The sequence below is a fragment of the Microbispora sp. CA-102843 genome, from assembly GCF_050936215.1.
Lineage (GTDB): Bacteria > Actinomycetota > Actinomycetes > Streptosporangiales > Streptosporangiaceae > Microbispora.
Genome location: NZ_JBNJNF010000001.1, coordinates 1,302,043 through 1,324,979, shown reverse-complemented (window position 1 = coordinate 1,324,979; position 22,937 = coordinate 1,302,043). Strand labels below are relative to the sequence as shown.

At 71.0% G+C, this 22,937-nt stretch carries 22 protein-coding genes; 16 read left to right on the top strand and 6 right to left on the bottom strand.

The window, feature by feature from the left end; genetic code table 11:
• Positions 1–134 precede the first annotated feature (134 nt).
• From ACQEVJ_RS06175 to ACQEVJ_RS06160, 4 genes are all read left to right on the top strand, one after another.
• Positions 135–1,262, top strand: a complete 1,128-nt coding sequence (locus ACQEVJ_RS06175) for a hypothetical protein (RefSeq protein WP_433098045.1) — start codon at positions 135–137, stop codon at positions 1,260–1,262.
• 287 nt (positions 1,263–1,549) lie between these two features.
• Positions 1,550–2,731, top strand: a complete 1,182-nt coding sequence (locus tag ACQEVJ_RS06170) for a trypsin-like serine peptidase (RefSeq protein ID WP_433098043.1) — start codon at positions 1,550–1,552, stop codon at positions 2,729–2,731.
• Between the two features lie 67 nt (positions 2,732–2,798).
• Positions 2,799–3,074 carry a hypothetical protein gene (locus ACQEVJ_RS06165; protein WP_433098041.1) on the top strand — a complete coding sequence of 92 codons (276 nt, stop codon included), beginning with the start codon at positions 2,799–2,801 and terminating at the stop codon, positions 3,072–3,074.
• Positions 3,075–3,261: 187 nt separating this feature from the next.
• Positions 3,262–4,368, top strand: coding sequence for a trypsin-like serine peptidase (locus tag ACQEVJ_RS06160; protein ID WP_433098039.1), 1,107 nt, complete (start codon positions 3,262–3,264; stop codon positions 4,366–4,368).
• 28 nt (positions 4,369–4,396) lie between these two features.
• Here ACQEVJ_RS06160 and ACQEVJ_RS06155 read toward each other — a convergent pair whose 3' ends face one another.
• The gene (locus ACQEVJ_RS06155) at positions 4,397–5,833 is read right to left on the bottom strand and encodes a hypothetical protein (protein ID WP_433098037.1); all 1,437 of its coding nucleotides are present in this window, start codon (positions 5,831–5,833) and stop codon (positions 4,397–4,399) included.
• 213 nt (positions 5,834–6,046) lie between these two features.
• Positions 6,047–7,210, bottom strand: a complete 1,164-nt coding sequence (locus ACQEVJ_RS06150; RefSeq protein WP_433098035.1) for an NAD(P)-dependent malic enzyme — start codon at positions 7,208–7,210, stop codon at positions 6,047–6,049.
• 293 nt (positions 7,211–7,503) lie between these two features.
• Between ACQEVJ_RS06150 and ACQEVJ_RS06145 the strand changes: the two genes are divergently transcribed.
• Positions 7,504–8,031, top strand: a complete 528-nt coding sequence (locus ACQEVJ_RS06145) for a CGNR zinc finger domain-containing protein (RefSeq protein ID WP_433098033.1) — start codon at positions 7,504–7,506, stop codon at positions 8,029–8,031.
• 36 nt (positions 8,032–8,067) lie between these two features.
• Here the strand turns inward: ACQEVJ_RS06145 and ACQEVJ_RS06140 are convergent, their stop codons facing one another.
• Positions 8,068–8,382 (bottom strand): S24 family peptidase, encoded by a 315-nt coding sequence (locus tag ACQEVJ_RS06140; RefSeq protein WP_433098031.1) that lies wholly within the window; start codon positions 8,380–8,382, stop codon positions 8,068–8,070.
• An 84-nt stretch (positions 8,383–8,466) separates the two neighbouring features.
• Here ACQEVJ_RS06140 and sodN point away from each other — a divergent pair, with 84 nt between their 5' ends.
• The 3 genes from sodN to ACQEVJ_RS06125 all read left to right on the top strand — a co-directional run bounded on the left by sodN (position 8,467) and on the right by ACQEVJ_RS06125 (position 10,307).
• Positions 8,467–8,868, top strand: a complete 402-nt coding sequence (gene sodN, locus ACQEVJ_RS06135) for a superoxide dismutase, Ni (protein WP_142575666.1) — start codon at positions 8,467–8,469, stop codon at positions 8,866–8,868.
• 213 nt (positions 8,869–9,081) lie between these two features.
• Positions 9,082–9,507 carry an ATP-binding protein gene (locus ACQEVJ_RS06130; protein ID WP_079316287.1) on the top strand — a complete coding sequence of 142 codons (426 nt, stop codon included), beginning with the start codon at positions 9,082–9,084 and terminating at the stop codon, positions 9,505–9,507.
• Positions 9,507–10,307 (top strand): RNA polymerase sigma factor SigF, encoded by an 801-nt coding sequence (locus tag ACQEVJ_RS06125; RefSeq protein WP_169988165.1) that lies wholly within the window; start codon positions 9,507–9,509, stop codon positions 10,305–10,307. The genes ACQEVJ_RS06130 and ACQEVJ_RS06125 overlap by 1 nt, the downstream gene beginning before the upstream one ends.
• 137 nt (positions 10,308–10,444) lie before the next feature.
• Here the strand turns inward: ACQEVJ_RS06125 and ACQEVJ_RS06120 are convergent, their stop codons facing one another.
• The gene (locus ACQEVJ_RS06120; protein ID WP_433098028.1) at positions 10,445–10,846 is read right to left on the bottom strand and encodes a hypothetical protein; all 402 of its coding nucleotides are present in this window, start codon (positions 10,844–10,846) and stop codon (positions 10,445–10,447) included.
• A gap of 86 nt (positions 10,847–10,932) precedes the next feature.
• On the opposite strand from ACQEVJ_RS06120, the gene ACQEVJ_RS06115 reads away from it, so the two are divergent.
• Both ACQEVJ_RS06115 and ACQEVJ_RS06110 read left to right on the top strand, forming a co-directional pair.
• Positions 10,933–11,925 carry a diacylglycerol/lipid kinase family protein gene (locus ACQEVJ_RS06115; RefSeq protein ID WP_433098026.1) on the top strand — a complete coding sequence of 331 codons (993 nt, stop codon included), beginning with the start codon at positions 10,933–10,935 and terminating at the stop codon, positions 11,923–11,925.
• A gap of 286 nt (positions 11,926–12,211) precedes the next feature.
• Positions 12,212–12,466, top strand: a complete 255-nt coding sequence (locus ACQEVJ_RS06110) for a WhiB family transcriptional regulator (protein WP_030511444.1) — start codon at positions 12,212–12,214, stop codon at positions 12,464–12,466.
• Positions 12,467–12,682: 216 nt separating this feature from the next.
• Here ACQEVJ_RS06110 and ACQEVJ_RS06105 read toward each other — a convergent pair whose 3' ends face one another.
• On the bottom strand, positions 12,683–14,146 hold the full coding sequence (locus tag ACQEVJ_RS06105) for a histidine kinase N-terminal domain-containing protein (RefSeq protein WP_433098023.1): 1,464 nt from the start codon (positions 14,144–14,146) through the stop codon (positions 12,683–12,685).
• Positions 14,147–14,214: 68 nt separating this feature from the next.
• On the opposite strand from ACQEVJ_RS06105, the gene ACQEVJ_RS06100 reads away from it, so the two are divergent.
• The 6 genes from ACQEVJ_RS06100 to ACQEVJ_RS06075 all read left to right on the top strand — a co-directional run bounded on the left by ACQEVJ_RS06100 (position 14,215) and on the right by ACQEVJ_RS06075 (position 21,095).
• The gene (locus tag ACQEVJ_RS06100; protein ID WP_433098021.1) at positions 14,215–15,402 is read left to right on the top strand and encodes an 8-amino-7-oxononanoate synthase; all 1,188 of its coding nucleotides are present in this window, start codon (positions 14,215–14,217) and stop codon (positions 15,400–15,402) included.
• A complete protein-coding gene (locus tag ACQEVJ_RS06095; RefSeq protein ID WP_142565677.1) occupies positions 15,399–16,127 on the top strand; it encodes a GntR family transcriptional regulator in 729 nt (242 codons plus the stop codon). The genes ACQEVJ_RS06100 and ACQEVJ_RS06095 overlap by 4 nt, the downstream gene beginning before the upstream one ends.
• Before the next feature lie 298 nt (positions 16,128–16,425).
• The gene (gene bioD / locus ACQEVJ_RS06090; protein WP_433098018.1) at positions 16,426–17,148 is read left to right on the top strand and encodes a dethiobiotin synthase; all 723 of its coding nucleotides are present in this window, start codon (positions 16,426–16,428) and stop codon (positions 17,146–17,148) included.
• 29 nt (positions 17,149–17,177) lie between these two features.
• Positions 17,178–18,176, top strand: coding sequence for a biotin synthase BioB (bioB, locus tag ACQEVJ_RS06085; protein WP_433098016.1), 999 nt, complete (start codon positions 17,178–17,180; stop codon positions 18,174–18,176).
• Positions 18,177–18,334: 158 nt separating this feature from the next.
• The gene (locus ACQEVJ_RS06080) at positions 18,335–19,981 is read left to right on the top strand and encodes an acetolactate synthase (protein WP_433098014.1); all 1,647 of its coding nucleotides are present in this window, start codon (positions 18,335–18,337) and stop codon (positions 19,979–19,981) included.
• Positions 19,982–20,126: 145 nt separating this feature from the next.
• The gene (locus ACQEVJ_RS06075; protein ID WP_433098012.1) at positions 20,127–21,095 is read left to right on the top strand and encodes an aldo/keto reductase; all 969 of its coding nucleotides are present in this window, start codon (positions 20,127–20,129) and stop codon (positions 21,093–21,095) included.
• A 51-nt stretch (positions 21,096–21,146) separates the two neighbouring features.
• Here ACQEVJ_RS06075 and ACQEVJ_RS06070 read toward each other — a convergent pair whose 3' ends face one another.
• Positions 21,147–22,847: a protein kinase domain-containing protein gene (locus ACQEVJ_RS06070; protein ID WP_433098010.1), complete on the bottom strand. Its 1,701-nt coding sequence runs from the start codon at positions 22,845–22,847 to the stop codon at positions 21,147–21,149.
• Positions 22,848–22,937: the final 90 nt, after the last annotated feature.

Sequence of the window (22,937 nt, the reverse complement as noted above, 5' to 3'; positions counted from 1 at the left end):
GGAAACATGGCGTACCACAGATCACATCGGTTCCGCTCGATTCATAACGAGCTGGACAAGAAGGTGTGCCACAACCGTATGGATCTGGAAAAATCACCCCTTACTGACCATATCTCCGCCCTGAGAGGCTCACGGTGACTAGGAAGCTCACACTCGCCGCCGGTGGCGTCGTCGCCGCCGCGAGTGCGGTCGCCGTGCTGTGGAGCCAGGGACCGGCCGTTCCCGCGACCGCCGTGTCCCGCGTGGCCACGACGACGGTCTCCGCCGTGACCGGCGTCAACAGGAACGGGGTCAGCGCCTTCCCCCTCGCCTCCAGCGACGCGGACGAGCAGCGGGTGGCGGCGTACTGGAGCCCGGAGCGGCTCAAGCAGGCGAGCAGTTACGTGCCGAGCACGAAGCCGTCGCCCTCGACCAGGAGCACGACCTCCGCGGTGGAGGTGGGCCCGGGGGACGAGAAAACGCGCGCGGGGGCACCGCGCGCCGCGACACCCCCGCCCGTGGCCTCCCCGCCGATGGTGGGCAAGGTGTTCTTCAAGGTCGGCGACAAGGAGTACTGGTGCTCCGCCTCCGCGGTGCACTCCGCCCACCGCAACCTCGTCGCCACCGCCGGACACTGCGCGTACGCGCTGTCGCAGGACAAGCCGGTGCAGAACTGGGTCTTCATCCCCGGCTACCACGACGGCGTCGCCCCCTCCGGCATCTTCGTCGGCCACACGCTCTACATGCAGGAGGACTTCGCCGGCCAGGGCGACTTCGACCGCGACTACGCCTTCGTGACCGTGCACCGCGGCTTCTCCTGGCAGCCGTACGTGGAGAACGGCAGGCTCAAGTACCGGTCCGTCGACGTGGGCCGCCTGGAGGACAAGGTCGGCGCCTTCCGCTTCGCCTCCGGCAAGCCGCTCGGACGGCCGATCTACGTCTTCGGCTACCCCGCGGGGGCCAACCCCGACGGCAGCCGCCCGTACACCGGTCAGGCGGTGAAGTCCTGCGAGGGCACCACCGAGAAGAAGTTCGTCAGCGCGCCGACCTGGCAGCTCGAACACGGAGTGCGGCTGCCGGGCTGCCCGTTCACCGCCGGCGCGAGCGGCGGCCCGTGGGTGATCGGCTACGACGCCGCCAATCGGACCGGCTACATCACCGGGATCACCAGCCTGACCTGGAACCTCAGCGGCGGCGGACGTCTCGACGCCGTCTCCACGCCCTACTTCAACCAGCTGACCCAGCGGGTGTACACCCAGGCGGGCAAGCAGGGCACGGGCTGACCTCTCCGGACCGGCGAGCCCCGAAATGTGATCTCCGTCACACCACAACCCCCCCATCGACTGCGCCCCGTGCGCGATTTGACACAGAAGGCGTCCGAGGGGACCTGCACTGATCACCCGGCGCGACTCCGGTCTTGACAAGCGTTGTTGAGAGTCACGGAAAAGTCACGTGAACGACGGGCCAGAAAGCACGTAAAACACGGATAAAAGCGAGAGGTACTGTCTTTACTAGCCCTTTACTGACGGGTGGGACGCATGTGGCGTACCACGACAGCACCTGGAGAGTCATGAACACGCGAGTCAAGCGCCTGCTCCTCCCCATCGGGGGCGTGGCCGCCGCCAGCCTCGTCGGGGCCACCATGGCAGTCCCGGCTCAGGCCGCCGGTGACACGGCCCACGACACCCTGGCCGGCAGCGGCGTCGCCGCGAAGAACGTCATCGCCTACTGGCTCAACGAGAAGGCCTCCAACCTGGTCCACGCCACCCCGTACGGGTACGAGAGCCAGGTCAGCGCCAAGCACATCTCGACCGGCGGGCCGTCCGCCGACAGCAAGCCCGGCACCGTCTCCGCCACCGGCGGCGGGAAGTCCGGCGGCACCCTGAAGAACGTGAACCTGCCGCGCACCACCGGCAAGGTCTTCTTCCGCGGCGGCGACGGCCGGCCGCACTGGTGCAGCGCGACCTCCGTCAATTCGAAGTACGGCAACCTGGTCGCCACGGCCGGGCACTGCGTCTACGACACCAAGACGAACCGGGCCACCATGGACCGCTGGGTCTTCATCCCCGGCTACTACCAGGGCAAGGCTCCGTGGGGCATCTACGTCGGCAAGACGGCGTACACCCACTACGACTTCGACGTCTACGAGGACGGCGACCGCGACTACGCCTTCGTGACCGTCTACAACGGCATCAAGGCCGGGCGCGGCGGCGACCTGCGCAACGTCGCCGAGTGGAACTGGAAGCAGGTCGACAGGAAGACCTACTCCAGCTACGACCGCTTCATCCGCAGGAGCAAGGGCGGCAAGTACTACGTCGTCAAGTTCACCGACGTCGGCCGCCTCGAGAGCAACGTCGGCGGGCAGGGCCTGGCCTACAACCAGAAGGTCGGCAGCTCGGTCTACGTGTTCGGCTACCCGAGCGGGTCGCACCCGGACGGCAACCACGCCTTCACCGGCCAGACCCTCAAGTGGTCGTACGGCAAGACCTTCGCCGCCAAGGCTCCCTCGGTCAAGGGCGAGGAGCTCGTGGGCGTCAAGTCGTCCTTCACCGGTGAGGGTTCCTCGGGCTCCTCGTGGCTGCTGAGGTACAGCAGCGCCAAGCGGCTCGGCTACCTCAACGGTGTCACCAGCGGCGTCTCCGACACCGACGGCAACAAGCGGATCGACACCAGCGTCTCCCCGTACTTCGACGGCGAGACCTACGGCGTCTACAAGGCCGCCGCCAACAACTGGTCCGGCTCCATCGCCTGAGTCTCCGGCGCCTCCGGGCCGTTCCGCGGTGGCATGATGAGCGGACGGCGATCACAGGAGATGAGCGATGACCCACCCGTTCAGTACGCAGCCCGCCCCCCGGCGCACCCCCCTGAACGCGGAGGAAAGGGCCCGCAGCGAGGTCACCTTCTCGCAGCTCGTCGCCGAACACCTCGTCACGCGGGGGCGGTTCAGGATCACCGCCGACAGCCCGGAGATGGTGGATCTGTGGCAGACGGTCGCCCGCAGGGCGGGTGAGACGCTGCGGCGGCCGGTGGTCAGCTACGCCAACGGCCGGGACATCGTCATCACGTTCGCCCAGGAGGCCCCGAGTCTCACCTGAGCACCCCCCAAGAAGTGCCCCGCCGCGCCGCGGCGGGGCACTTCGGCGTTCATGGGAGAACCACGCTCCGTCCGCGTCGTTTTCCCGACTTGATCCCCATCGCTGTATCTTCCTTCGCAGCCCGTTAACACCGCACTCCCGAGGGCGCCATGGGGCGAGGGAGACGTTCCACAGCAAGGAGATCCGGTTGAAGAGCATCCTCCCCCCGCTGTGGGGTGCGGCGGCGACGGCCGCGTTGCTCGTCAGCGGGACGGCGGTGCCCGCTCACGCCTACGAGATCACCGTGACGACGCCCCTCGTCTCCAGCGCGAAGGTGGCGTCCGTGATCGCCTACTGGCTCAGGGACGGCGGACGCCCGCTCGCGGGGGCGACACCCGCGTCCGCGCCGACCGGGATCGACGCCACTCCCCTCACGGCCGAGGGCACCGCTCCCGACGGCGTACGGGGCGTGGTGCCCGCCGCCGCCGGGGTCAAGCGGGCCGTCGGCCCGTCGAGGAACGTCAACCTGCCGAGGACGACGGGCAAGATCTTCTTCGTCGGCTCGGACGGCCGCCCCCACTGGTGCGCGGGCACGTCCGTACAGTCCGATCACCGCAATCTCGTGGCGACGGCCGGGCACTGCGTGTACGCCACGAGGCCCACAGGAGAGTCCACCGCGACGCCGTACCGATACTGGATCTTCATTCCGGGGTTCGCCGGCGGCGGCACGCCGTGGGGCGTCTACGTCGGCGACCGGGCCTTCGCCCACAGCGACTTCACCAGGTATGGCGACCTGGACCGCGATTACGCGTTCGTCAGCGTCCACGCCGGCGTGCTCCCCAAGCGCGTCACGCTGCGGGACGCCGCGCAGTACGCGGCGTTCTCCGCCGGCCCCAAGTACCGCACGGCCACCGGCTACACCGGCGTCAGGCTGCTTCCCGGGGGGCGTCTCGGCGACAAGGTCGGCGGGCAGGGCCTCGCCTACAACCTGCCGGTCAACCGGCCGCTCGCCATCTTCGGCTACCCGCTGGGGACCGCCGAACGTCCCGCGGGGGGGTCCACCCAGCTCACCCGGGCGTACGGCAGGCCCTTCCTGGCCCAGGACCTGTCCAGGAGGGCGAACGAACTGGTCGCCGTGCGCTCGGCCTTCACCGCCGCCTCCGGGTCGCCGTGGCTGGCCGCCTACCGCGGCGTACGCGGTCTCGGGTACCTGAACGGCCTGACCATCGGCCTTTCCGGCCCTGCGACCGGCCTGTCGCCGTACTTCGACGGAGAACTGTTCCAGGTCTACAACGCGGCCCGGCGCGCCGGCTGAAGCCTGCGGCGAGACATACGGCGTCCGCTCAGACGCCGACCGCCTCCCTGCTCGCGCTCTGCCTGCTCGCGGTTTCCCCGCCCGAGCTTTCCCTGCTCGTGCTTTCCCTGCTCCCTGCGCGACCCCGGCCGCGCTCCAGCAGCTCCGCCACCCGCGGCTCCGCGGCGTACGGCGCGAACCGGCGGCACATGTCCGCCACGTACGTCCGGGTGCGCGCCGACTGGATGCCGTCGGCCAGATCGAGGGCCGACGACGCCGCCTGACACGCCTCCTCCAGTTCGCCCTCCTGGATGAGCGCCGTGGCGAGCAGCGAGAGGTTGAACATCTTGCCGCGCACATAGCGCCCGTCCATCACCAGCGAGCGCCGGGCCTGCCGTACGGCCCGCGCCCCGTCGCCGAGGTCGCGCAGGCAGTGGGCCGACTTCGCGGCCAGGTAGGCCTCGTCGAAGTAGCCGATCCAGCCGGGCTCGTTCTGGGGTTTGCGCCGGCCGAAGGCGACCTCCGCCTCGTGCAGCGCGCCGCCGCACGCCCTGCGGTCCCCGAGCAGGGCCAGGGCGTGCGCCTCCAGCACCCGGGCCTCGGCCAGCAGCGTGCCGACACTTGATCGCCGGGCCGCCGCGACGGCGGCCCTGGCCAGCTCAAGCCCGTGCCGGGGATGCCCGATGTAGACGGCCTGGTGGCTCATCCCGGCCAGGATCTCGCCGCACAGGGCGTGGTCGCCCGCGCCGCGCGCCAGGCCGAGCGCCTGGATCAGGTAGCGCTGGGCCAGTCCGTGCTGCTCCAGGTCGTAGGCCATCCATCCCGCCAGCCGGGTCAGCTCGGCCGCCGCGGTCGCCAGCGACCGCCCGGTGGCCTCGCCGTACGCGCCCTCGCGCAGCAGCGGCGTCACGGCGGTGTGCAGGTAGCGCACGACCGGGCCGCGGATGCTGCCGCCGCCGAACCGGTTGTCCAGCTCGCTGAACGACCGGGTGACCTCGCGTATCGCGGCCACGTCGGAGGGCCCGACCCGGCGCGGCCCGTTCGCGGAGAGCCGCTCCCCGTCGGGGGCCGCCAGCCAGCGGAGGATGCCCGCCGAACCCGCTCCCAGGGCGAAGGTGGAGTCGAGCAGGAACCTGCGCCGCTCGACGTCGGCCCTCCACAGTGCTGTCACGCTTGCCACGCCCTCCTCCCACGAATGGGGGAACTCCTGTCCCAGATCGGCGGGGACCGTTCCACGCGGCATGCCGATGTCCTCCCTGGACACCTGCCGCCCCAGCCGCAGCGAGAAGATCTCTGCCAGCAGGCCGGGAACCGGTTCGCGCGGGCGGCGGCCGCCGATCCAGCGCAGCACGGAACCGTGGTCGTACCGCATCCCCAGCAGCCCCCGGGCCGAGCCGAGACCGTTGAGCCGGCGGGCCAGGCCCTTGCGGGACAGTCCGGCTTCGGTGAGGTGCTGCTGGAGCAGGCGGTTGGGGTCACGTCGCATCGCTCTCCAACCGGGACAGGCAATAGCCGAGTTGGTTACGGAGAGCTTTCTTTATAGCACTAACCGTGAGGACCTAAAGGGATTCCCAAATGTTTGACGGCACCGGCAAGGAGACTGACAAGGAAAGACGAAGGGCCGCGCCTCGCGTCTGTCACGCGGTGCGCGGCCCTTCCGGGTCCGTGCCTACGTCCCCTACCGGAGGACGGACGGCTGCTACTTGCGGGCGACGCCGTCCTCCCGGGCCTGCCGCGCGACGGCGGCGATCACCGCGGGGGCGACCCGGGCGTCGAAGGGCGAGGGGATGACGTAGTTCTCGGTGACGTCGTCCCCGACCACGGCCGCCAGCGCGTCCGCCGCCGCCACCTTCATGTTCTCGGTGATCGTCGTGGCGCGGACGTCGAGCGCGCCGCGGAAGACCCCGGGGAAGGCCAGCACGTTGTTGATCTGGTTGGGGTAGTCGGACCTGCCGGTGGCGACCACGCGGGCGTGCCGGCCCGCCACCGCGGGGTCCACCTCCGGGGTGGGGTTCGACAGCGCGAACACGATCGAGTCCCGCGCCATCGCGGCGATGGCCTGCTCCGAGACGGTCGACCCGGACAGGCCGACGAACACGTCGGCGCCGGAGAGCGCCAGCTCGGTCGACCCGGACAGGCCGGCCTTGTTGGTGTCGCGGGCCAGCGCCCGCTTGACCGGGTTCAGGTCCTCGCGGCCGGCGTGGATGACGCCCTTGGAGTCGGAGACCGCGATGTCGCCGATCCCGGCGTTCAGCAGGATCCGCGACACGGCGACGCCGGAGGCGCCGGCGCCGGCCACCACCGCGCGCAGGTCGCCGAGGGACCGCCCGGTGAGGCGGGCCGCGTTGCGCAACGCGGCGAGGACCACGATCGCGGTGCCGTGCTGGTCGTCGTGGAAGACGGGGATGTCGAGAAGCGCGCGCAGGCGCTCCTCCACCTCGAAGCAGCGGGGGGCGCTGATGTCCTCCAGGTTGATGCCGCCGAACGACGGCGCGAGCCTGACCACGGTCTCGACGATCGCGTCCACGTCGGTGCAGTCGATGCAGATGGGCACCGCGTCGACGTCGGCGAACTGCTTGAACAGCAGGGCCTTGCCCTCCATCACGGGCATGGCGGCGGCGGGCCCGATGTCGCCGAGTCCCAGCACCGCGGTGCCGTCGGAGACCACGGCCACGACGTTGGAGACCCAGGTGTAGTCGTTGACCAGGTCCGGGTTGTCGGCGATGGCGGTGCAGACGCGGGCGACCCCCGGCGTGTACGCGAGCGACAGGTCATCGGCGTCGCGGACCGGGACGGTGGAGCGGACCTCCAGCTTGCCGCCGCGGTGCAGCGCGAAAGCGGGATCCAGGTCGAGAGATTCCAAGGAAGCAGATGTAACGGTCACAGCGACCCCAGTGTCGAAAGGACGAGTTCCTTCGGTAGACGCCGTCAAGAGAACGAGAGCCCTGGCTTCGGTAGCCGCCGGAGGCCGTCGTCGTTGACGGTCGTCTCTTGAGGGGGGTACGGGGGTCACCCGTTCCCTGATTGTGCCACACAAGCGACAACCGCCCCTGCCCGATCGGGTCACATATCGTTGCACGTTCAGGTGTTCCCCCAGGCCATCGGGCGTGTAATACTCGGCTTTGCCAGTGATCTCTTACGTACTTGGGCGCCCCAGTGGACTTGACGTCTTACGCCGAGCTGGCCGTTCAGCTGGTCAACATGGGCGACGAACTCAAAAACCCCTTCTCGCTCCGAGCCCTGCTCGAGGAGACGGGCCGTACGGAGGCGGCCGCGCGCCTCACCCGCCGTGACATCGACGCGCTGTGCGAGCTGCGCGACGAGCTCGCGGGGGTCTTCGCGTCCGCCGCCGAGGGCGACGACGTGGAGGTGGTCGAGCGGCTCAACGGGCTGCTGGTCCGCCATCCCGTGCATCCGCAGATCTCGGGGCACGACGGCCAGCCCTGGCACCTGCACCTGACCGAGGGCGGCCGGGTCGCCGACGCCCTCGCGGTCGGGTCGGTCATGGGCCTGGCCAGCGTCGTGACCCGCCTCGGCGTGGACCGGCTCGGCACCTGCCAGGCGACGCCGTGCCACAACGCCTACCTCGACACCTCCTCCAACCGGTCTCGCCGCTACTGCTCCGAGCGGTGCGCCAGCCGGGCCAACGTGGCCGCCTACCGGGCGCGCAAGCGGGGCGCCTGACCCAGGTGCCGGGCGGCTCCGTTTCTCGGGGCGCGGTCAGGCGGCCGGCGCGGGGAAGCGCAGCGCGGGCCTGGGCCAGTAACGCAGCACGACCCTGCCGACGACGTCCTCCTCGGGCACGGCGCCGAAGTCCCAGCTGTCGCGGCGCCCGGGGGCCGACTGGTTGTCGCTCTCCAGCCACCAGCCGTCGCCCGTGAGCCGGAAGGCCCGCTTGACGATCAGCCCGTGCGGCCGCCTCGCGACCACCACGTCGCCCGGGCGCACAGGGGCGCCGAGCCGTACCAGCAGCCAGTCTCCCGGCCGCAACACGGGCAGCATCGAGTCGCCGGAGACACACACGGCGGTGAGCACATCCCCCTCCGCGCAATGATTTCGAGACGAGTAAGGTCGGTCCTGGAACAGTGCTGTCACCAGCATTCCTAAGGAAGGATTCCGATGCTCGCACGACTGCTGCGACCCCGGCACGAGGTGTCCGCCCACTGCGACCTGCCGTGCGGGGTCTACGACCCGGCGCAGGCTCGCATCGAGGCCGAGTCGGTGAAGGCGATCATTAAGAAGTACGCCGACAACGACGACCCGGTCTTCAGGACCCGGGCGCTGATCATCAAGGAACAGCGGGCCGAGCTGGTCAAGCATCACCTGTGGGTGCTGTGGACCGACTACTTCAAGCCCCCGCACCTGGAGCAGTACCCGCAGCTCCACCAGCTCTTCTGGGACGCCACGAAGCTCGCCGGCGCCGCCGGTGCCAAGGGCACCGTCGACCCCGGCCTGGCCGACGACCTCCTCGCGAAGATCGACGAGATCGCCAAGATCTTCTGGGAGACCAAGGCCGCCTGAGCCCCGGGATCCCGGGCCCCGCACGGTCTCCACGGTCGCGCGGGGCCAGATCATCCCAAGGCCCATACAAACTACGTATTCGGTAGTACGGAATTTACGTGCAGTTACCTCCAAGGATCGCCACAATCAGCGCGTCCAGCCGGGGCAGCACCGCGCGAGTGGCGGTAGGTTGCAGTCAGCGGCACTCAGCCGGCTGAAGGGGCGAGGAGGAACGTGACCGAGGAAACCGAGACGCCTGCGGTGGATCTGACCGGGATTCGCGATGCTGTGAGTGTCCGGCTGCCCGCCGTGAGCGCCTACCTGTCCGTGCTGCGCACGGCCACCGCCGGGCTCGCCGCGCGGCTCGACTTCACCCTCGATCAGATCGAGGATCTGCGCATCGCCGTCGACGAGGCGTGCGCCATGTTGCTGCGGCACGCTGTGCCCGGAACGGACCTCCTCGCGGAGTTCGAACTCACGGGCCAGGAGATGACGGTTCGCGTGGAGGTCAACACGCTCGGCGTCAGCTCGCCCAACCGGGAGGACTTCGCCTGGATGGTGCTGACCGCGCTCGCCGACGACGTGGACGCCATCTCCGACCACGCCGACCACCTGGCGATCGTGCTGCGTAAGCGCCGGAGCACGGCGAGGCCGTCGTGATGACGGAAAGGACGAGTGCGATGACCTCCGGCGACTCGGCGGTGCCGGACCGCGTACGCGCGCGCACACTCTTCGCCGAGCTGTCGGAGCTCCCGTCGGACGACCCGAGGCGCCAGCGCATCCGCGACGAGCTGGTCGAGCTCCACCTGCCACTGGTGGAGTACCTGGCCCGCCGCTTCCGCAACCGGGGCGAGTGGCTCGACGACCTCACGCAGGTCGCCACGATCGGTCTGATCAAGTCGATCGACCGTTTCGACCTCGCACGCGGCGTGGAGTTCTCCACGTACGCCACCCCGACCATCGTCGGCGAGATCAAGCGGCACTTCCGCGACAAGGGCTGGGCGGTCCGCGTGCCGCGCCGGCTGCAGGAGCTGAAGCTCTCGCTCACCAAGGCGATAAGCGAGCTGTCGCAGCGGGAGAGCCGGGCGCCCACGGTCGCCGAACTCGCCGCCCACCTGGGCATGAGCGAGGAGGAGGTCCTGGAGGGCCTGGAGTCGGCCAACGCCTACTCCACCGTGTCGCTCGACGCGCCGGACTCCGGCGACGACGACGCTCCCGCCGTGTCCGACTCGCTCGGCATCGTCGACGAGTCGCTGGAGGGCGTGGAGTATCGCGAGTCGCTCAAGCCGCTGCTGGAGCGCCTGCCGCCGCGTGAGAAGCGGATCCTGCTGCTGCGTTTCTTCGGCAACATGACGCAGTCGCAGATCGCGACCGAGCTGGGGATCTCGCAGATGCACGTGTCCCGGCTGCTCGCGCGGACCCTGGCCCAGCTCCGCGAGGGCCTCACCGCCGAGGACTGATCGTCCGGCCCCGGACGGCCCCGGACGGCCCCGGACGGCCCGGGACGATCAGAGACGGACGACTGCGACGCCGCGCTCCCCCCGGCGGCGCCCAGTCAGTGACCGGTGCCTGTCCCGGTGTCTGCCCCGAAGCCTGCTCAGCGCGCGCCGTCCTCGCCCATGAGGGCGTGGGTGGAGGCCGGCGCGAGCAGCGTGACCAGGGCGACCGCCGCCGCGGCGATGAGCGGGATGCCGAACGCGTACTGCGCGGACTGGATGAGACTGATCGCCACCGGAAGCGCGAATATCTGTGTCACCACGGCCGGGCCCCGGCTCCAGCGCAGCACCTGCCACACGCCCCACGCCACCCAGAACAGCAGGGCGCCGCCGAGCACCCCGAATCCGGCCACCGCGATGCTGGTGACCATGTCGGTGGGTTTGCCGATCACGGTTTCGACGCCGACGTAAGCGCCCAAGGCGAAGGCGAGCAGGCCCTCCGCGGCCAGGACGGCGGCGGCCACGGTCAGTGTGCCGGGGCGGCCGACGGAACTGCTGATCACACCGCCCAACCCTACCCGCAGAGAAGTGTGCCCCTCGGGGCGGCGTCACCCGGCACCAGCGGTAAACCGTTCGTTAACCTTCAGGCATGCGGGCACTCCTCCTCGTCAATCCCAAGGCGACCTCGACGCACCGGCGTACGCGGGACGTGCTGATCCGGGCGCTCGGCGCCGCCGTCGACCTGTCGGTCGAGGAGACCGCCTACCGGGGCCACGCGACCGCGCTCGCGGCCACCGCGCACGCCAAAGGCTTCGACGCGGTGGCGGTCCTCGGCGGCGACGGCACGATCAACGAGACCGTCAACGGCCTGCTGGACGCCCGGCCCGCCGGCGGCGCGAGCGAGCGGCCCGCGCTCATCGTGATCCCCGGCGGCAGCGCCAACGTCTTCGCCCGCGCCCTCGGGCTGCCGAACAACCCGGTCGAGGCGACCGGCGCCGTCCTGGAGGCGCTACGCGAAGGACGCCGCCGGACCATCGGTTTGGGACAGGCAATTTGGCATGACGAGGTTTCGGGCCCGGACCCGGGGGCAGATGCGCCACCTGACCAGCAAAGGTCCAGATATTTCACATTTTGTGCTGGGCTGGGATACGACGCCGAGGTCGTCCGAGCCGTGGAAGGCCTGCGGAGCGCGGGACATCGCGCGCTGCCCGCTCTCTACGTGAACACGACGGTCCGCCACTTCTTCGTGACGGACCGGCAGCGGCCGGCGATCCGGCTGACGCGTCCCGGCCGGCCGACAGAGGATGGGATCTTCATGGCGATCGTGTCCAACACGTCGCCGTGGACCTACGCCGGCACACGTCCGATCAACCCGACACCGTGGGCCGGCTTCGAGACGGGGCTCGACATGCTCGGGCTCCGGAGGATGAGCCTGCCGGCCGTGCTCGCGCTCGCCCGGCAGATCATCGGCGAACACCGGGGATTGCCGCGCGGTAAACACCTCGTTCAGATCCATGACGAGGCCGAGTTCACCCTCCACGCCTCCCGCCCGGTCGCCTTCCAGCTCGACGGCGACTACCTGGGAGAACACGAGTGGGTGATCTTCCGCGCTATCCCGGACGCGTTACAAGTCCTCGTCTAGCCTGTTACATGTAGTCATAGTGTGACGCATCCGACAGCCACGGCAGGCAAAACCTTGTCCCAAACCTCTTGTGTGGTGTTGGTACGGCTGAAAAGCTGAACACGACGTCGGAACGTAGGACCTTTACGGAGACCACCGCCTCCGTAAGGAGCCCCGGCGATCACGCGGACGAGCCCCGGCCCCCACCCAGGATCCGGGTGATCGTTCGCACCAGCTAGTGAAAGAGTTCACAAAGTTGACGGCCAGAGGAGCCACGGAGGCTCCACTTTACGAAGGAGTGGAACGCATGGACTGGCGCCACCGCGCTGCCTGCCGTGACGTGGACCCCGAACTGTTCTTCCCGATCGGGAACACTGGTCCGGCGCTCATGCAGATTGAAGAGGCCAAGCAGGTATGCCGGCGATGCACGGTCGCCGAGTCTTGTCTCAAGTGGGCCCTCGAATCGGGTCAGGACGCCGGAGTCTGGGGCGGGCTCAGCGAAGATGAGCGTCGCGCCCTCAAGCGCCGCACGGCTCGCGCCCGCGCCCGCGCCGCCGTCTGACTCCCCCGCCGCACGCGAACGCCTTCGGTGGATGCCTGCCATGGCATTCACCGAATCGCGGGGCACCGGAGCCCGGCCGAGACGGCCGCGTAACCTCCCGCCCATAGGGCCGTCTGTCCACCAACGCATCGCGTCCACTATGGCATCCCCCACACCGGTCTCGCACAGCGGGACCCCCTGTGGAGCCTCCCGCGATCCCGGGGACCCGGCGGGAGATCAGCCCGACTGAACCGGGATGCTGAGGCTGACCTCAGTGCCCCCGCCCTCTCTCCTGGCCACGCCCAGGCGGCCCGACAGCTCGCCGACGACCAGCGTACGGACGATCTGGAGCCCGAGGCTCCCGGTGGCGTCCAGGTCGAAGTCCTCGGGCAGGCCCCTGCCGTCGTCGGCCACCGCGAACTCCAGCCGGTCGGCGTCCCGCGAGACGACGACCTGGACGTTCCCGGAGGAGTGGGCGAACCCGTGCTCGACCGCGTTCTGCAGCAACTCGGTCAGCACCATGGCGATGGGGGTCGCGACCGCGGCGGGCAGCACACCGAAGCTGCCGACCCGCTTGGTCGCCACCTGCGCGAGCGCCACCTCCGCCGTCATCGCGATGACCCGGTCGGCGATGTCGTCGAACTCGACCATCTCCTCCGGCATCTGGGCGAGGATCTCGTGGACGATCGCGATCGAGCCGACCCGGCGTACGGCCTCCTCCAGCGCCTCCTGGCCCTCCGGGTTGTTCAGCCGGCGCGCCTGGAGCCGCAGCAGCGCGGCCACGGTCTGCAGGTTGTTCTTGACCCGGTGGTGGATCTCGCGGATCGTCGCGTCCTTGGTGAGCAGTTCCCTCTCGCGCCGCCGCAGCTCGGTAACGTCGCGGATCAGCACCAGCGCGCCGATGCGGCCCCCGCTGACGATCAGCGGGATCGCCCGTAGCTGCACGACCGTGCCGCCGTTCTCCACCTCGGTCTCCCGGGGGGCACGCCCGCTGGCGACGAGCATCAGGTCCTCGTTGATCGGCTCGTCGGAGTAGCACAGGTTGGCGGTCGTCTTCCCCAGGTCCGCTCCCACGAGGTCGGCGTGCAGGCCGAGCCTTCGGTAGGCCGACAGCGCGTTGGGCGAGGCGTAGGTGACCCGTCCTGCCTTGTCCAGGCGGAGCAGGCCGTCGCCCACCCGGGGCGACCTGACCAGGATCGGCTCCTCCTCCGCGAAGGGGAACCTGCCCTCGGCCACCATCTGCGCCAGATCGGACGCGCTCTGCAGGTAGGTCAGCTCCAGGCGGGACGGGGTGCGCGCCGACGACAGGTTGGTCGAGCGCTGGATGACCCCGATGATCGGGCCGTCCTTGCCGCGCCGCACCGGGATCGTCTCCTCGCGCACCGGCACGCCGCTGGACCAGTCGGGGTCGCCCTCCCTGCAGATGCGGCGCTCGCTCCAGGCCACGTCGATCAGCGGCCGCTCCCCGGTGGCGATGGACATGCCCACGACGTCGTCGTGGTAGACGGTGGGACCGGTCGTGGGCCGCATCTGTGCCACCGCCACCCACCTCGTGCCGCCCTGGTCGGGGACCCACAGGATGAGGTCGGCGAACGACAGGTCGGCGAGCAACTGCCAGTCGGAGACCAGCGAGTGGATCCAGTCGATGCCGGCGGGATCGAGTGCGGTGTGGCGCGACACCAGGTCGCTGAGAGTCGGCACGAGTGCATGATGCGCCGCCGTCCGGGTCGAAAGCGAATCGACCATCGCCACCTGGCAAGATGCACCTCATGACAGGGCCGTTGGACAGACTGCGCGCGGCTGCCGCCGAGCGGGAGGCGGCGGGCCTGCGCCGCGCCCTCCGCCCGCGCACGCCCGACCACGACGGCCTGCTCGACCTGGCCTCCAACGACTATCTGGGGCTCTCGCGGGACGAGCGGCTCGTCGAGGCGGCCGTACGGGCCACCCGGGAGTGGGGGGCGGGCTCGACGGGCTCACGTCTGGTCACCGGCTCCACCCGGCTCCACGCCGAGCTGGAGGACCGGCTCGCCGCGTTCACCGGAGCCGCCGGGGCCCTGGTGTTCTCCTCGGGCTACCTCGCCAATCTCGCCGCGGTCGCCGCCCTCGGGCGGGGCGGCCTGATCGTCTCGGACGCCGGCAATCACGCCTCGATCGTGGACGCCTGCCGGCTGTCGCGGTCGCGGGTCGTGGTCACGCCGCACGGGGACGCCGAGGCGGTGGACAAGGCCCTGGCCGAGCGTGCCGAGGAGCACGCCCTCGTCGTCACCGACGCCGTCTTCTCCGTCGACGGCGACCTCGCGCCGCTGCGCGCCCTGCACGAGGCGGCCGTACGGCACGGCGCGCTGCTGGTGGTGGACGAGGCCCACGCGCTCGGCGTGGTGGGCGACCACGGCAGGGGCGCGGTGCACGCGGCGGGTCTCGCCGGGTCTGCGGGGATTGTGAGAACCGTCACGTTGTCGAAGTCCCTGGGCTCCCAGGGCGGCGCCGTCCTCGGCGCCCCCGAGGTGATCGGCGAGCTCGTGGACACCGGCCGGTCGTTCATCTTCGACACCGGCCTCGCCCCGGCCTGCGCCGGTGCCGCCCTGGCCGCTCTCGATATCCTGGAAAGCGCCGCTGACCTGCCCGGACGCGCTCGGCAGAGAGCTCGTGAGCTGGCCGCGCTGGCCCGCGAGCTCGGCCTGGAGACGACCGATCCGGCGGCCGCCGTGGTGCCGGTCGTGCTCGGCTCGCCCAGGCTCGCCCTGTCAGCGGGAACCCTGTGTGCGGAACTGGGGGTCCGCGTGGGATGCTTCCGCCCACCATCGGTGCCTCGGGGCCGGTCCTGTCTGCGGTTGACCGCGAGGGCCGATCTGAGGTCCGATGATCTCGCGGTGGTCCGGGGTGCGCTCACCGCTGTGGCCGAGTTGACGATGTTGCCTGAGTTGGGCGATGTGGCCGAGTTGAGGGTGGACAGGTGACGGAGCACAGCGAGGACTCTCCCCGGGTTCCGAAGTACTACGACGTGAAGCGCAGCCTTCTGGAGCTCACCAAGAGCCTGCCCGCGGGCAGTGCGCTCCCGCCCGAGCGCGCCCTGGCGGTGCGCTTCGAGACCTCCCGGACCACAGTCCGGCAGGCGCTGTCGGAGCTCGTGGTCGAGGGGAGGCTGCTGCGCATCCAGGGCAAGGGCACGTTCGTCGCCCAGCCCAAGGTCGCCCAGGTCCTCCAGCTCACCTCCTACACGGGTGACCTGCGCACGGTCGGCCTGGAGCCGGACACCAAGATCCTCGACATCAGCTACATCACCGCCGACGAGGCGCTCGGACGGCGGCTGGCCATCAATCCCGGCGGCCGGGTCCTGCGGATCCACCGCCTGCGCCTGGCCAACGGCGAGCCGATGTCCATCGACACCACGCACCTGTCCGCCCGCCGGTTCCCCCGCCTGCGGCGCGAGCTGGAGGTGCACTCCTCGCTGTACGAGACCCTGCACAACGCCTACAACGTGCGGCTGACCGACGCCGAGGAGGTCATAGAGACCGTGCTCGCCACGCCGTACGACGCGCAGGTGCTGGGAGTGGACGTCGGCCTGCCCATGCTGCTGCTGACCCGGCACGCCTTCGACGCCGACGGCAACCCCGTCGAGTACGCCCAGTCGCTCTACCGCGGCGACCGCTACAAGTTCGTCACCCGCCTCCGCCGCCCCTGAGCGGAAATACCGAGCGAGCCGAGGGGCGCGCCGCCAATCTGGACTGAGGAGCGCGCGGGAGCCGCGAGGGGCGCGGCCGTGTTCTGGACTGAGGAGCGCGCGGGAGCCGCGAGGGGCGCGGCCGTGTTCTGGACTGAGGAGCGCGCGGGAGCGAAGCGACCAGAGCACGACGAGGGAAGACACGGCCTGGAGGCGCCCCGAGCAGCCGAGCGAAGCGAGGCGAAGCAAACACAGCGACCAGAGCGCGACGAGGGAAGATGACGGATACAGGCGCCCCGAGAGCGAAGCGGGAAACACAGTGAGCATTCTCGTTGTGACCGGAACGGACACCGGGGTCGGCAAGACGGTGGCGACGGCCGCGCTCGCGGTCCTGGCCGGGGAGCGGGGCGCGACGGTCGCGGTCGTGAAGCCGGCGCAGACCGGGGTGGCGGCCGGGGAGCCCGGGGACCTCGACGAGGTGATCCGCCTGTCGGGGGTGACGACGACCTTCGAGATGGCGCGCTATCCCGACCCGCTCTCCCCCGCCGCGGCGGCCCGCGTCTCCGGCCTGCCGCCGCTGTCGCTCGCGTCGGCGGCGGCCAGGATCGAGGAGCTGGCCGAGTCGCACCGGCTGGTGCTCGTCGAGGGCGCCGGGGGCCTGCTGGTCCGCTACGACGAGGAGGGCGGCACGCTCGCGGACCTGGCGCGGCGGCTGCACGCCCCCGTCCTCGTGGTGGCGCGCGCCGCGCTGGGCACGCTCAACCACACGGCGCTGACGCTCGAAGCCATGGCGCACCGGGGCCTCGACCTGGCGGGCGTGGTGATCGGGTCCTGGCCGGCCGATCCGGGGCTCGCCGAGCGGTCGAACGTCGCCGACCTGGAGATGCTCGCCGCCCGGCCGCTGTCGGGCGCTCTGCCGGAGGGCGCGGGCGCGCTCGGCCGGGAGGCGTTCGGCCGCGCCGCCCGCGCCGGACTGGCTCCGGCCCTCGGCGGCATGTTCGACCCGGCCAGATTCCGCTCGACCCTTAAGCTGCCCCTGTGACAGCCGCCGAGGACCGACGGGAGTGCCGCGTGAAGACCGACATCCTGGAGATCGCCCGCATTCAGGTTCTGGACGAGGGCAGGGGGCTCGACGCGGCCCAGGCGCTCGAGTGCCTGACGCTGCCGGACGAGCGCCTGCCCGACCTGCTCGCCCTGGCCCACGAGGTGCGGATGAAGTGGTGCGGTCCCGAGGTCGAGGTGGAGGGGATCGTCTCGCTCAAGACCGGCGGCTGCCCGGAGGACTGCCACTTCTGCTCACAGTCCGGCCAGTTCTCCTCCCCGGTGCGCGCGGCCTGGCTCGACATCCCCTCGCTCGTCCGGGCGGCCGTCGAGACGGCCGCGACCGGGGCGACGGAGTTCTGCATCGTCGCGGCCGTACGCGGACCCGACCGGCGGCTGATGGACCAGGTCCGCGAGGGCGTGAAGGCGATCCGCGAGGCGGTCGACATCAACGTGGCCTGCTCGCTCGGCATGCTCACCCAGGCGCAGGTGGACGAACTGGCCGAGATAGGGGTCCACCGCTACAACCACAACCTGGAGACGTCCCGGTCGCACTTCCCCCGCGTGGTCACCACCCACACCTGGGAGGAACGCTGGGACACCTGCCTCATGGTCCGGGAGGCGGGCATGGAGCTGTGCTGCGGCGGCATCGTCGGCATGGGAGAGACCCTGGAGCAGCGTGCCGAGTTCGCCGCCCAGCTCGGCGAGCTGGAACCGGACGAGGTGCCGCTCAACTTCCTCAACCCCCGCCCGGGCACGCCGTTCGCCGACCAGCCGCTCGTCGAGGGCGCCGAGGCGCTGAAGACGATCGCCACGTTCCGCCTCGCCCTGCCGCGCACGATCCTGCGGTACGCCGGGGGCCGCGAGCTGACCCTGGGCGACCTCGGCACGAGGGACGGCATGCTCGGCGGCGTCAACGCCATCATCGTCGGCAACTACCTGACCACCCTGGGCCGCGCGCCCGAGCGCGACCTGGAGCTGCTCGCCGACCTCAAGATGCCCATCAAGGCGCTCTCCCAGACCCTCTGAAGACCGTCGGCGGGCGATCGGCTGGAATCCCAGCCGGCGGGGGCGGAGTAGGCGCGACGACACCGGGCATCAGCGGGGGTAACCGACGTTCTCCTGTGGCTGGAGGGCATTGGCCGCCCATCTGTTCCGGTAAGTGACCGACTGGTAGGTTTCACCCTATGGAGTCCCCCAAACACGCAGGCGACATCGCCGTCGCCGTCTCCCAGGCCTACGGCGTGGACATGATGTTCACGCTGTCCGGTGGGCACGTCTTCCCCTTGTACGACGGGGCCGTCCATCAGAACATGCGCATCCTCGATGTGCGCCACGAGCAGAGCGCGGTGTTCGCGGCCGAGGCGACGGCCCGGCTGACCCGCAAGCCCGGCCTCGCCGTGCTCACGGCCGGTCCCGGCGTCACCAACGGCGTCTCGGGGGTCGCCACCGCTCACTTCAACGGCTCCCCGGTCGTCGTGCTCGGCGGGCGCGCCCCGCGCTCGCGCTGGGGCTCCGGGGCGCTTCAGGAGATGGACCATCCTCCGCTGTTCGAGCCCATCACCAAGCTCGCCTTCACCGGATCGGGCGCGGACTCCATCGGGCAGGACGTCGAGATGGCCTTCCGGACCGCCCTGGCCCCGCACCGCGGCCCGGTGTTCCTGGACGTCTACATGGACGACCTGTTCTCCCCGTCGCCCGAGTACGTCTCCGAGACGCTGACCCCGTCGCCGCTGGAGCCCGACCCCGAGGCCCTCGCCGGCATCGCGGGGCTGCTCGCCGAGGCCGAGCGCCCGGTGCTGGTGCTCGGCTCGGACGTGTGGATGGAGCGCGCCGAGGAGGCCGCGCGGGACTTCGTCGAGGAGTGGCGCCTGCCCGTCGTCCCCAACGGCCAGGGCCGGGGCATCCTGCCCGCCGGGCACGAACTGCTGGCCACCCGCGCCCGGGGCGTCGCCTTCGGCCAGGCCGATCTCGTCATCGTGGTCGGCACCCCGCTCGACTTCCGGCTCGCGTACGGCTGGTTCGGCGGCAAGGAGGGCGCGCCGCTCGCCAGGGTCGTCCACATCGCCGACGCGCCCTCCCAGCTCGCCACGCACACCGGCCTGTCCGGCTCGGCCGCCGGCGACCTGTCGGTCGTCTTCTGGGGGCTGTCCGCGGCCTGCGGGACCGCCGGGGTGAACCCCAAGGCGTACGAGCCGTGGGTGAGCAGGCTGAGCGAGGCCGCGACGGCCGCGACCGCCGGGGACGCGGCCCTGCTGGAGTCGGACGCCGACCCGATCCACCCGATGCGCATCTACGGCGAGCTGAACAAGGTGCTCGCCGACGACGCGGTCGTCATCGGCGACGGCGGCGACTTCGTCTCCTACGCCGGCAAGTACGTCGAGCCGCGCCGTCCCGGCAACTGGCTCGACCCCGGCCCGTACGGCTGCCTCGGCACCGGGCTCGGCTACTCCGTCGCGGCCCGTCTGGCGAGGCCGTCGTCGCAGGTCGTGCTGCTGCTCGGCGACGGCGCGGCGGGCTTTTCGCTGATGGACGTCGACACGCTGGTCCGCCACCGCCTGCCGGTCGTCATGATCTGCGGCAACAACGGCATGTGGGGCCTGGAGAAGCACCCCATGCAGATGCTGTACGGCTACGACGTGGCGGCCGAGCTCCAGCCGCAGTGCCGCTACGACCAGGTCGTCACCGCGCTCGGCGGCGGCGGGGAGCTCGTCACGTCGCCGGGCGAGATCGGCCCGGCGCTGCGCCGCGCTTTCGACTCCGGCGTGCCCTATCTGGTGAACATCGCCACCGACCCGTCGATCGCCTACCCGCGCAACACGACCGGAGTGTGATCTCGCGTGAGGCTCCGCCCCGCGGCACCCGGGCGGAGCCCCCGCGGTTCTTGGCGACGATCCTCCCGTCGATCCTGTGCGACCCGTCGACGCTTGACGGCCGCATGGTGATCACGCTGTCCGAAGGTTGTGCTAGGACAGATGGGTGCGATACGTGCGTCTGGGATCTTCCGGCCTGAAGGTGTCGAGAGTCGCGCTGGGCATGATGAGCTACGGCGACCCCTCGGCACTCTCGTGGAGCCTCGACCTGGACCGGGCCGAGCCGATCGCGCGGCGCGCCGTCGAGGCCGGCGTCACCTTCTTCGACACGGCCGACATGTACGGCGACGGCGCCAGCGAGGAGGTCACCGGCCGCCTGCTGCGCGCGCTGTTCGCCAGGCGCGACGACTACGTGCTGGCCACCAAGGTCTACTACCCCATGGGGCCGGGCCCCAATGACGGTGGGCTGTCGCGCAAGCGCATCATGTCGGCCGTCGACGCCTCGCTCACCCGCCTCGGCACCGATCACATCGATCTGTACCAGGTCCACCGGTGGGACGCGGAAACCCCGATCGAGGAGACGATGGAGGCCCTGGACGACCTGGTCCGAGCGGGCAAGGTGCGCTATGCCGGCGCCTCCTTGATGTACGCCTGGCAGTTCGCCAAGGCCCAGCACGCCGCCGAACGGGGCGGTTTCACCCGGTTCGTATCCATGCAGACGCGCTACAACCTCCTGTACCGGGAGGAGGAACGCGAGATGCTGCCGCTGTGCGCGGATCAGGGGGTGAGCGTCCTGCCCTACAGCCCGCTGGCCCGGGGTCTCCTGGCCGCCGCCGGCCCCCGCGACACCGACCGGGCGGCGGCGGAGCGCGGCAGGTCCCGTTCGACCGACGGCGACGACGCCGTCGTCGTCAGCGCGCTGCGCGCGATCGCCGCCGAGCGCGGCCTGCCACCCGCCCGGGTCGCGCTGGCGTGGACGCTCGCCCACCCGGCGGTTTCCGCGTCGGTGGTGGGAGCCACGAGAACCGGTCATGTGGACGATGCCGTCGCCGCCGTCGACCTGGTGCTCACCCCGGAGGAGAAGACCAGGCTGGAGGAGCACTACCGCCCCCGCGCCCCGTACGGCCACACATGATGTGCCGCCGGACCAGTCCTGCGAGGCGTTCCGGCTCGTCTCCTTCCGGCGTCAGGACGCCGCGGGAGAGCGGCTCACGGCCGGGCTGGGCGACGGACTGGGCGAGGGGGGCGGACAGTCCTTCTTCACGGTGAACGTGACCGCCGTGCCCTCCTTCACGAGCGTGTTCGCCGCCGGTTTCTGGCTGACGACCGATCCCTTGCACTCTCCCTCGCCGTCGTAGACGGGTTTCGGGCTGAGACCCAGCATGTTGAGCCGCGCCAGCGCGGAGCTCTCGGGCAGGTCCTTGAGCTGGGGCACCTTGACCATGCCCTCGGTCGGACTCGGCGAGGGCGTCGGGGAGGCGGTGCGGCTCGGCGACGGGCTGGGAGTCGGGCTCGGCGAGGGGCTCGGCTGCCTCCTGGACGGGCTCGGCCGCGACGGCGGCACCTCCAGGGAGGGCTTCGTGGAGGGCCGCGAGGCGGTCCGCGTCGGCGACGGGGTCGGCGGGTCAGTGGTGCGCACCGTCAGCGACGGAGCGGGCGACGTGGGGGTTCCGGACCCGGCCGAGGCCATGTTGATGCCGAGGACGGCCAGACCGCCCACGACGGCGAACCCCGCCACCCCGGCCGCGACCGGCATCCCCCGGCCTCTCTTGGACCGCTGTGCCGCGCGTCGCGCCGTACGTGAGCCCTGCTGCGGGGATGCGACTGTCGCCGGCGGCACGGCCGGGGCGTCGTTCCAGGACTCCCGCGTGACGCGGTAGGTGTGACCGGTGGCCGGGGCAGCCTCAGGCCCGCCCGGATAGGGGCCTGCCTGGGTGGCCGCGCCCGTGGACGGAGGCGGGGCTCCCATGCCTGCGGTGGCCGGGGCCGCGGCCGCGCCCTGCGGGCCGTACCCCCCTTCGGCCAGGCCCTGCGGGCCGTACGCGGGGGCGGCGTCGGGAGCCACCGACCCCGGGGGCAGCACCGACTGCCGGGCCGCCTGGCTCATCGCGGTGGCGGACGGCCAGCGGCGGGCCGGGTCCTTCGACATGGCCCGTTCGACGATGGCCCGGACGGCGGGCGGCACGTCCGGCGGCAGCGGCGGCGGCTCCTCGCGGATGTGCTTGAGCGCGATCGTCACCGGCGAGTCGCCGTCGAAGGGACGCTGCCCGGCCAGGCACTCGTACGCCACCACGCCCAGCGCGTAGATGTCGACGGCGGGCGTGACCGGAGCGCCCTCGGCCTGCTCCGGCGCGCAGTACGCCGCGGTGCCGAGCACCATTCCGGCGTCGGTGAGACGGCTGCCCTGGTCGGCGCGGGCGATCCCGAAGTCGGTCAGCACCAGCGTGCCGTCGGAACGCACCAGCAGGTTGCCCGGTTTGACGTCCCGGTGCACGATTCCCCGCTCGTGCACGGCCTGGAGGGCGGAGGCGGCCTGCGCGATGAGCTCCATCGCGGGCTCCGCGCCGATGCGGCCGATGCGGGTCAGCAGGCGGTCGAGGGGCTCGCCGTCGACGAACCGCATGACCAGGTACGCCGTGGAGCCGTCGCCGGGGACCTCGGTCACCCCGTAGTCGTAGACGTCGACGACGCCGGGATGGTTGACGGTCGCCATCGCCCGGGCCTCACCCTGGAAGCGGACGGCGAATCCGGGGTCGTCGAGACGACCGGGGAGAAGCACCTTGACGGCGACGGTGCGCGCGAGGACGGTGTCCTCACCGCGCCATACCTCGCCCATGCCCCCGGCGCCGAGCCGGACGTCCAACCGGTAACGCCCAGCCAGGGTCATGCCTTGGGCCACCATTTGCGCCCCGTACCCCCTAAGTCAATCGACCCCCGAAGGTGTCCAACAAAGCAGGTTCGTGTCGCGGGTAGATAA

Bases quoted from the DNA above. Each gene is read 5' to 3' on its own strand.
- ACQEVJ_RS06170 (WP_433098043.1), top strand. From the start codon at position 1,550: ATGAACACGCGAGTCAAGCGCCTGCTCCTCCCCATCGGGGGCGTGGCC.
- ACQEVJ_RS06165 (WP_433098041.1), top strand. From the start codon at position 2,799: ATGACCCACCCGTTCAGTACGCAGCCCGCCCCCCGGCGCACCCCCCTG.
- ACQEVJ_RS06155 (WP_433098037.1), bottom strand. From the start codon at position 5,833: ATGCGACGTGACCCCAACCGCCTGCTCCAGCAGCACCTCACCGAAGCC.
- sodN (WP_142575666.1), top strand. From the start codon at position 8,467: ATGCTCGCACGACTGCTGCGACCCCGGCACGAGGTGTCCGCCCACTGC.
- ACQEVJ_RS06125 (WP_169988165.1), top strand. From the start codon at position 9,507: ATGACGGAAAGGACGAGTGCGATGACCTCCGGCGACTCGGCGGTGCCG.
- ACQEVJ_RS06115 (WP_433098026.1), top strand. From the start codon at position 10,933: ATGCGGGCACTCCTCCTCGTCAATCCCAAGGCGACCTCGACGCACCGG.
- ACQEVJ_RS06110 (WP_030511444.1), top strand. From the start codon at position 12,212: ATGGACTGGCGCCACCGCGCTGCCTGCCGTGACGTGGACCCCGAACTG.
- ACQEVJ_RS06100 (WP_433098021.1), top strand. From the start codon at position 14,215: ATGACAGGGCCGTTGGACAGACTGCGCGCGGCTGCCGCCGAGCGGGAG.
- ACQEVJ_RS06080 (WP_433098014.1), top strand. From the start codon at position 18,335: ATGGAGTCCCCCAAACACGCAGGCGACATCGCCGTCGCCGTCTCCCAG.
- ACQEVJ_RS06070 (WP_433098010.1), bottom strand. From the start codon at position 22,847: ATGACCCTGGCTGGGCGTTACCGGTTGGACGTCCGGCTCGGCGCCGGG.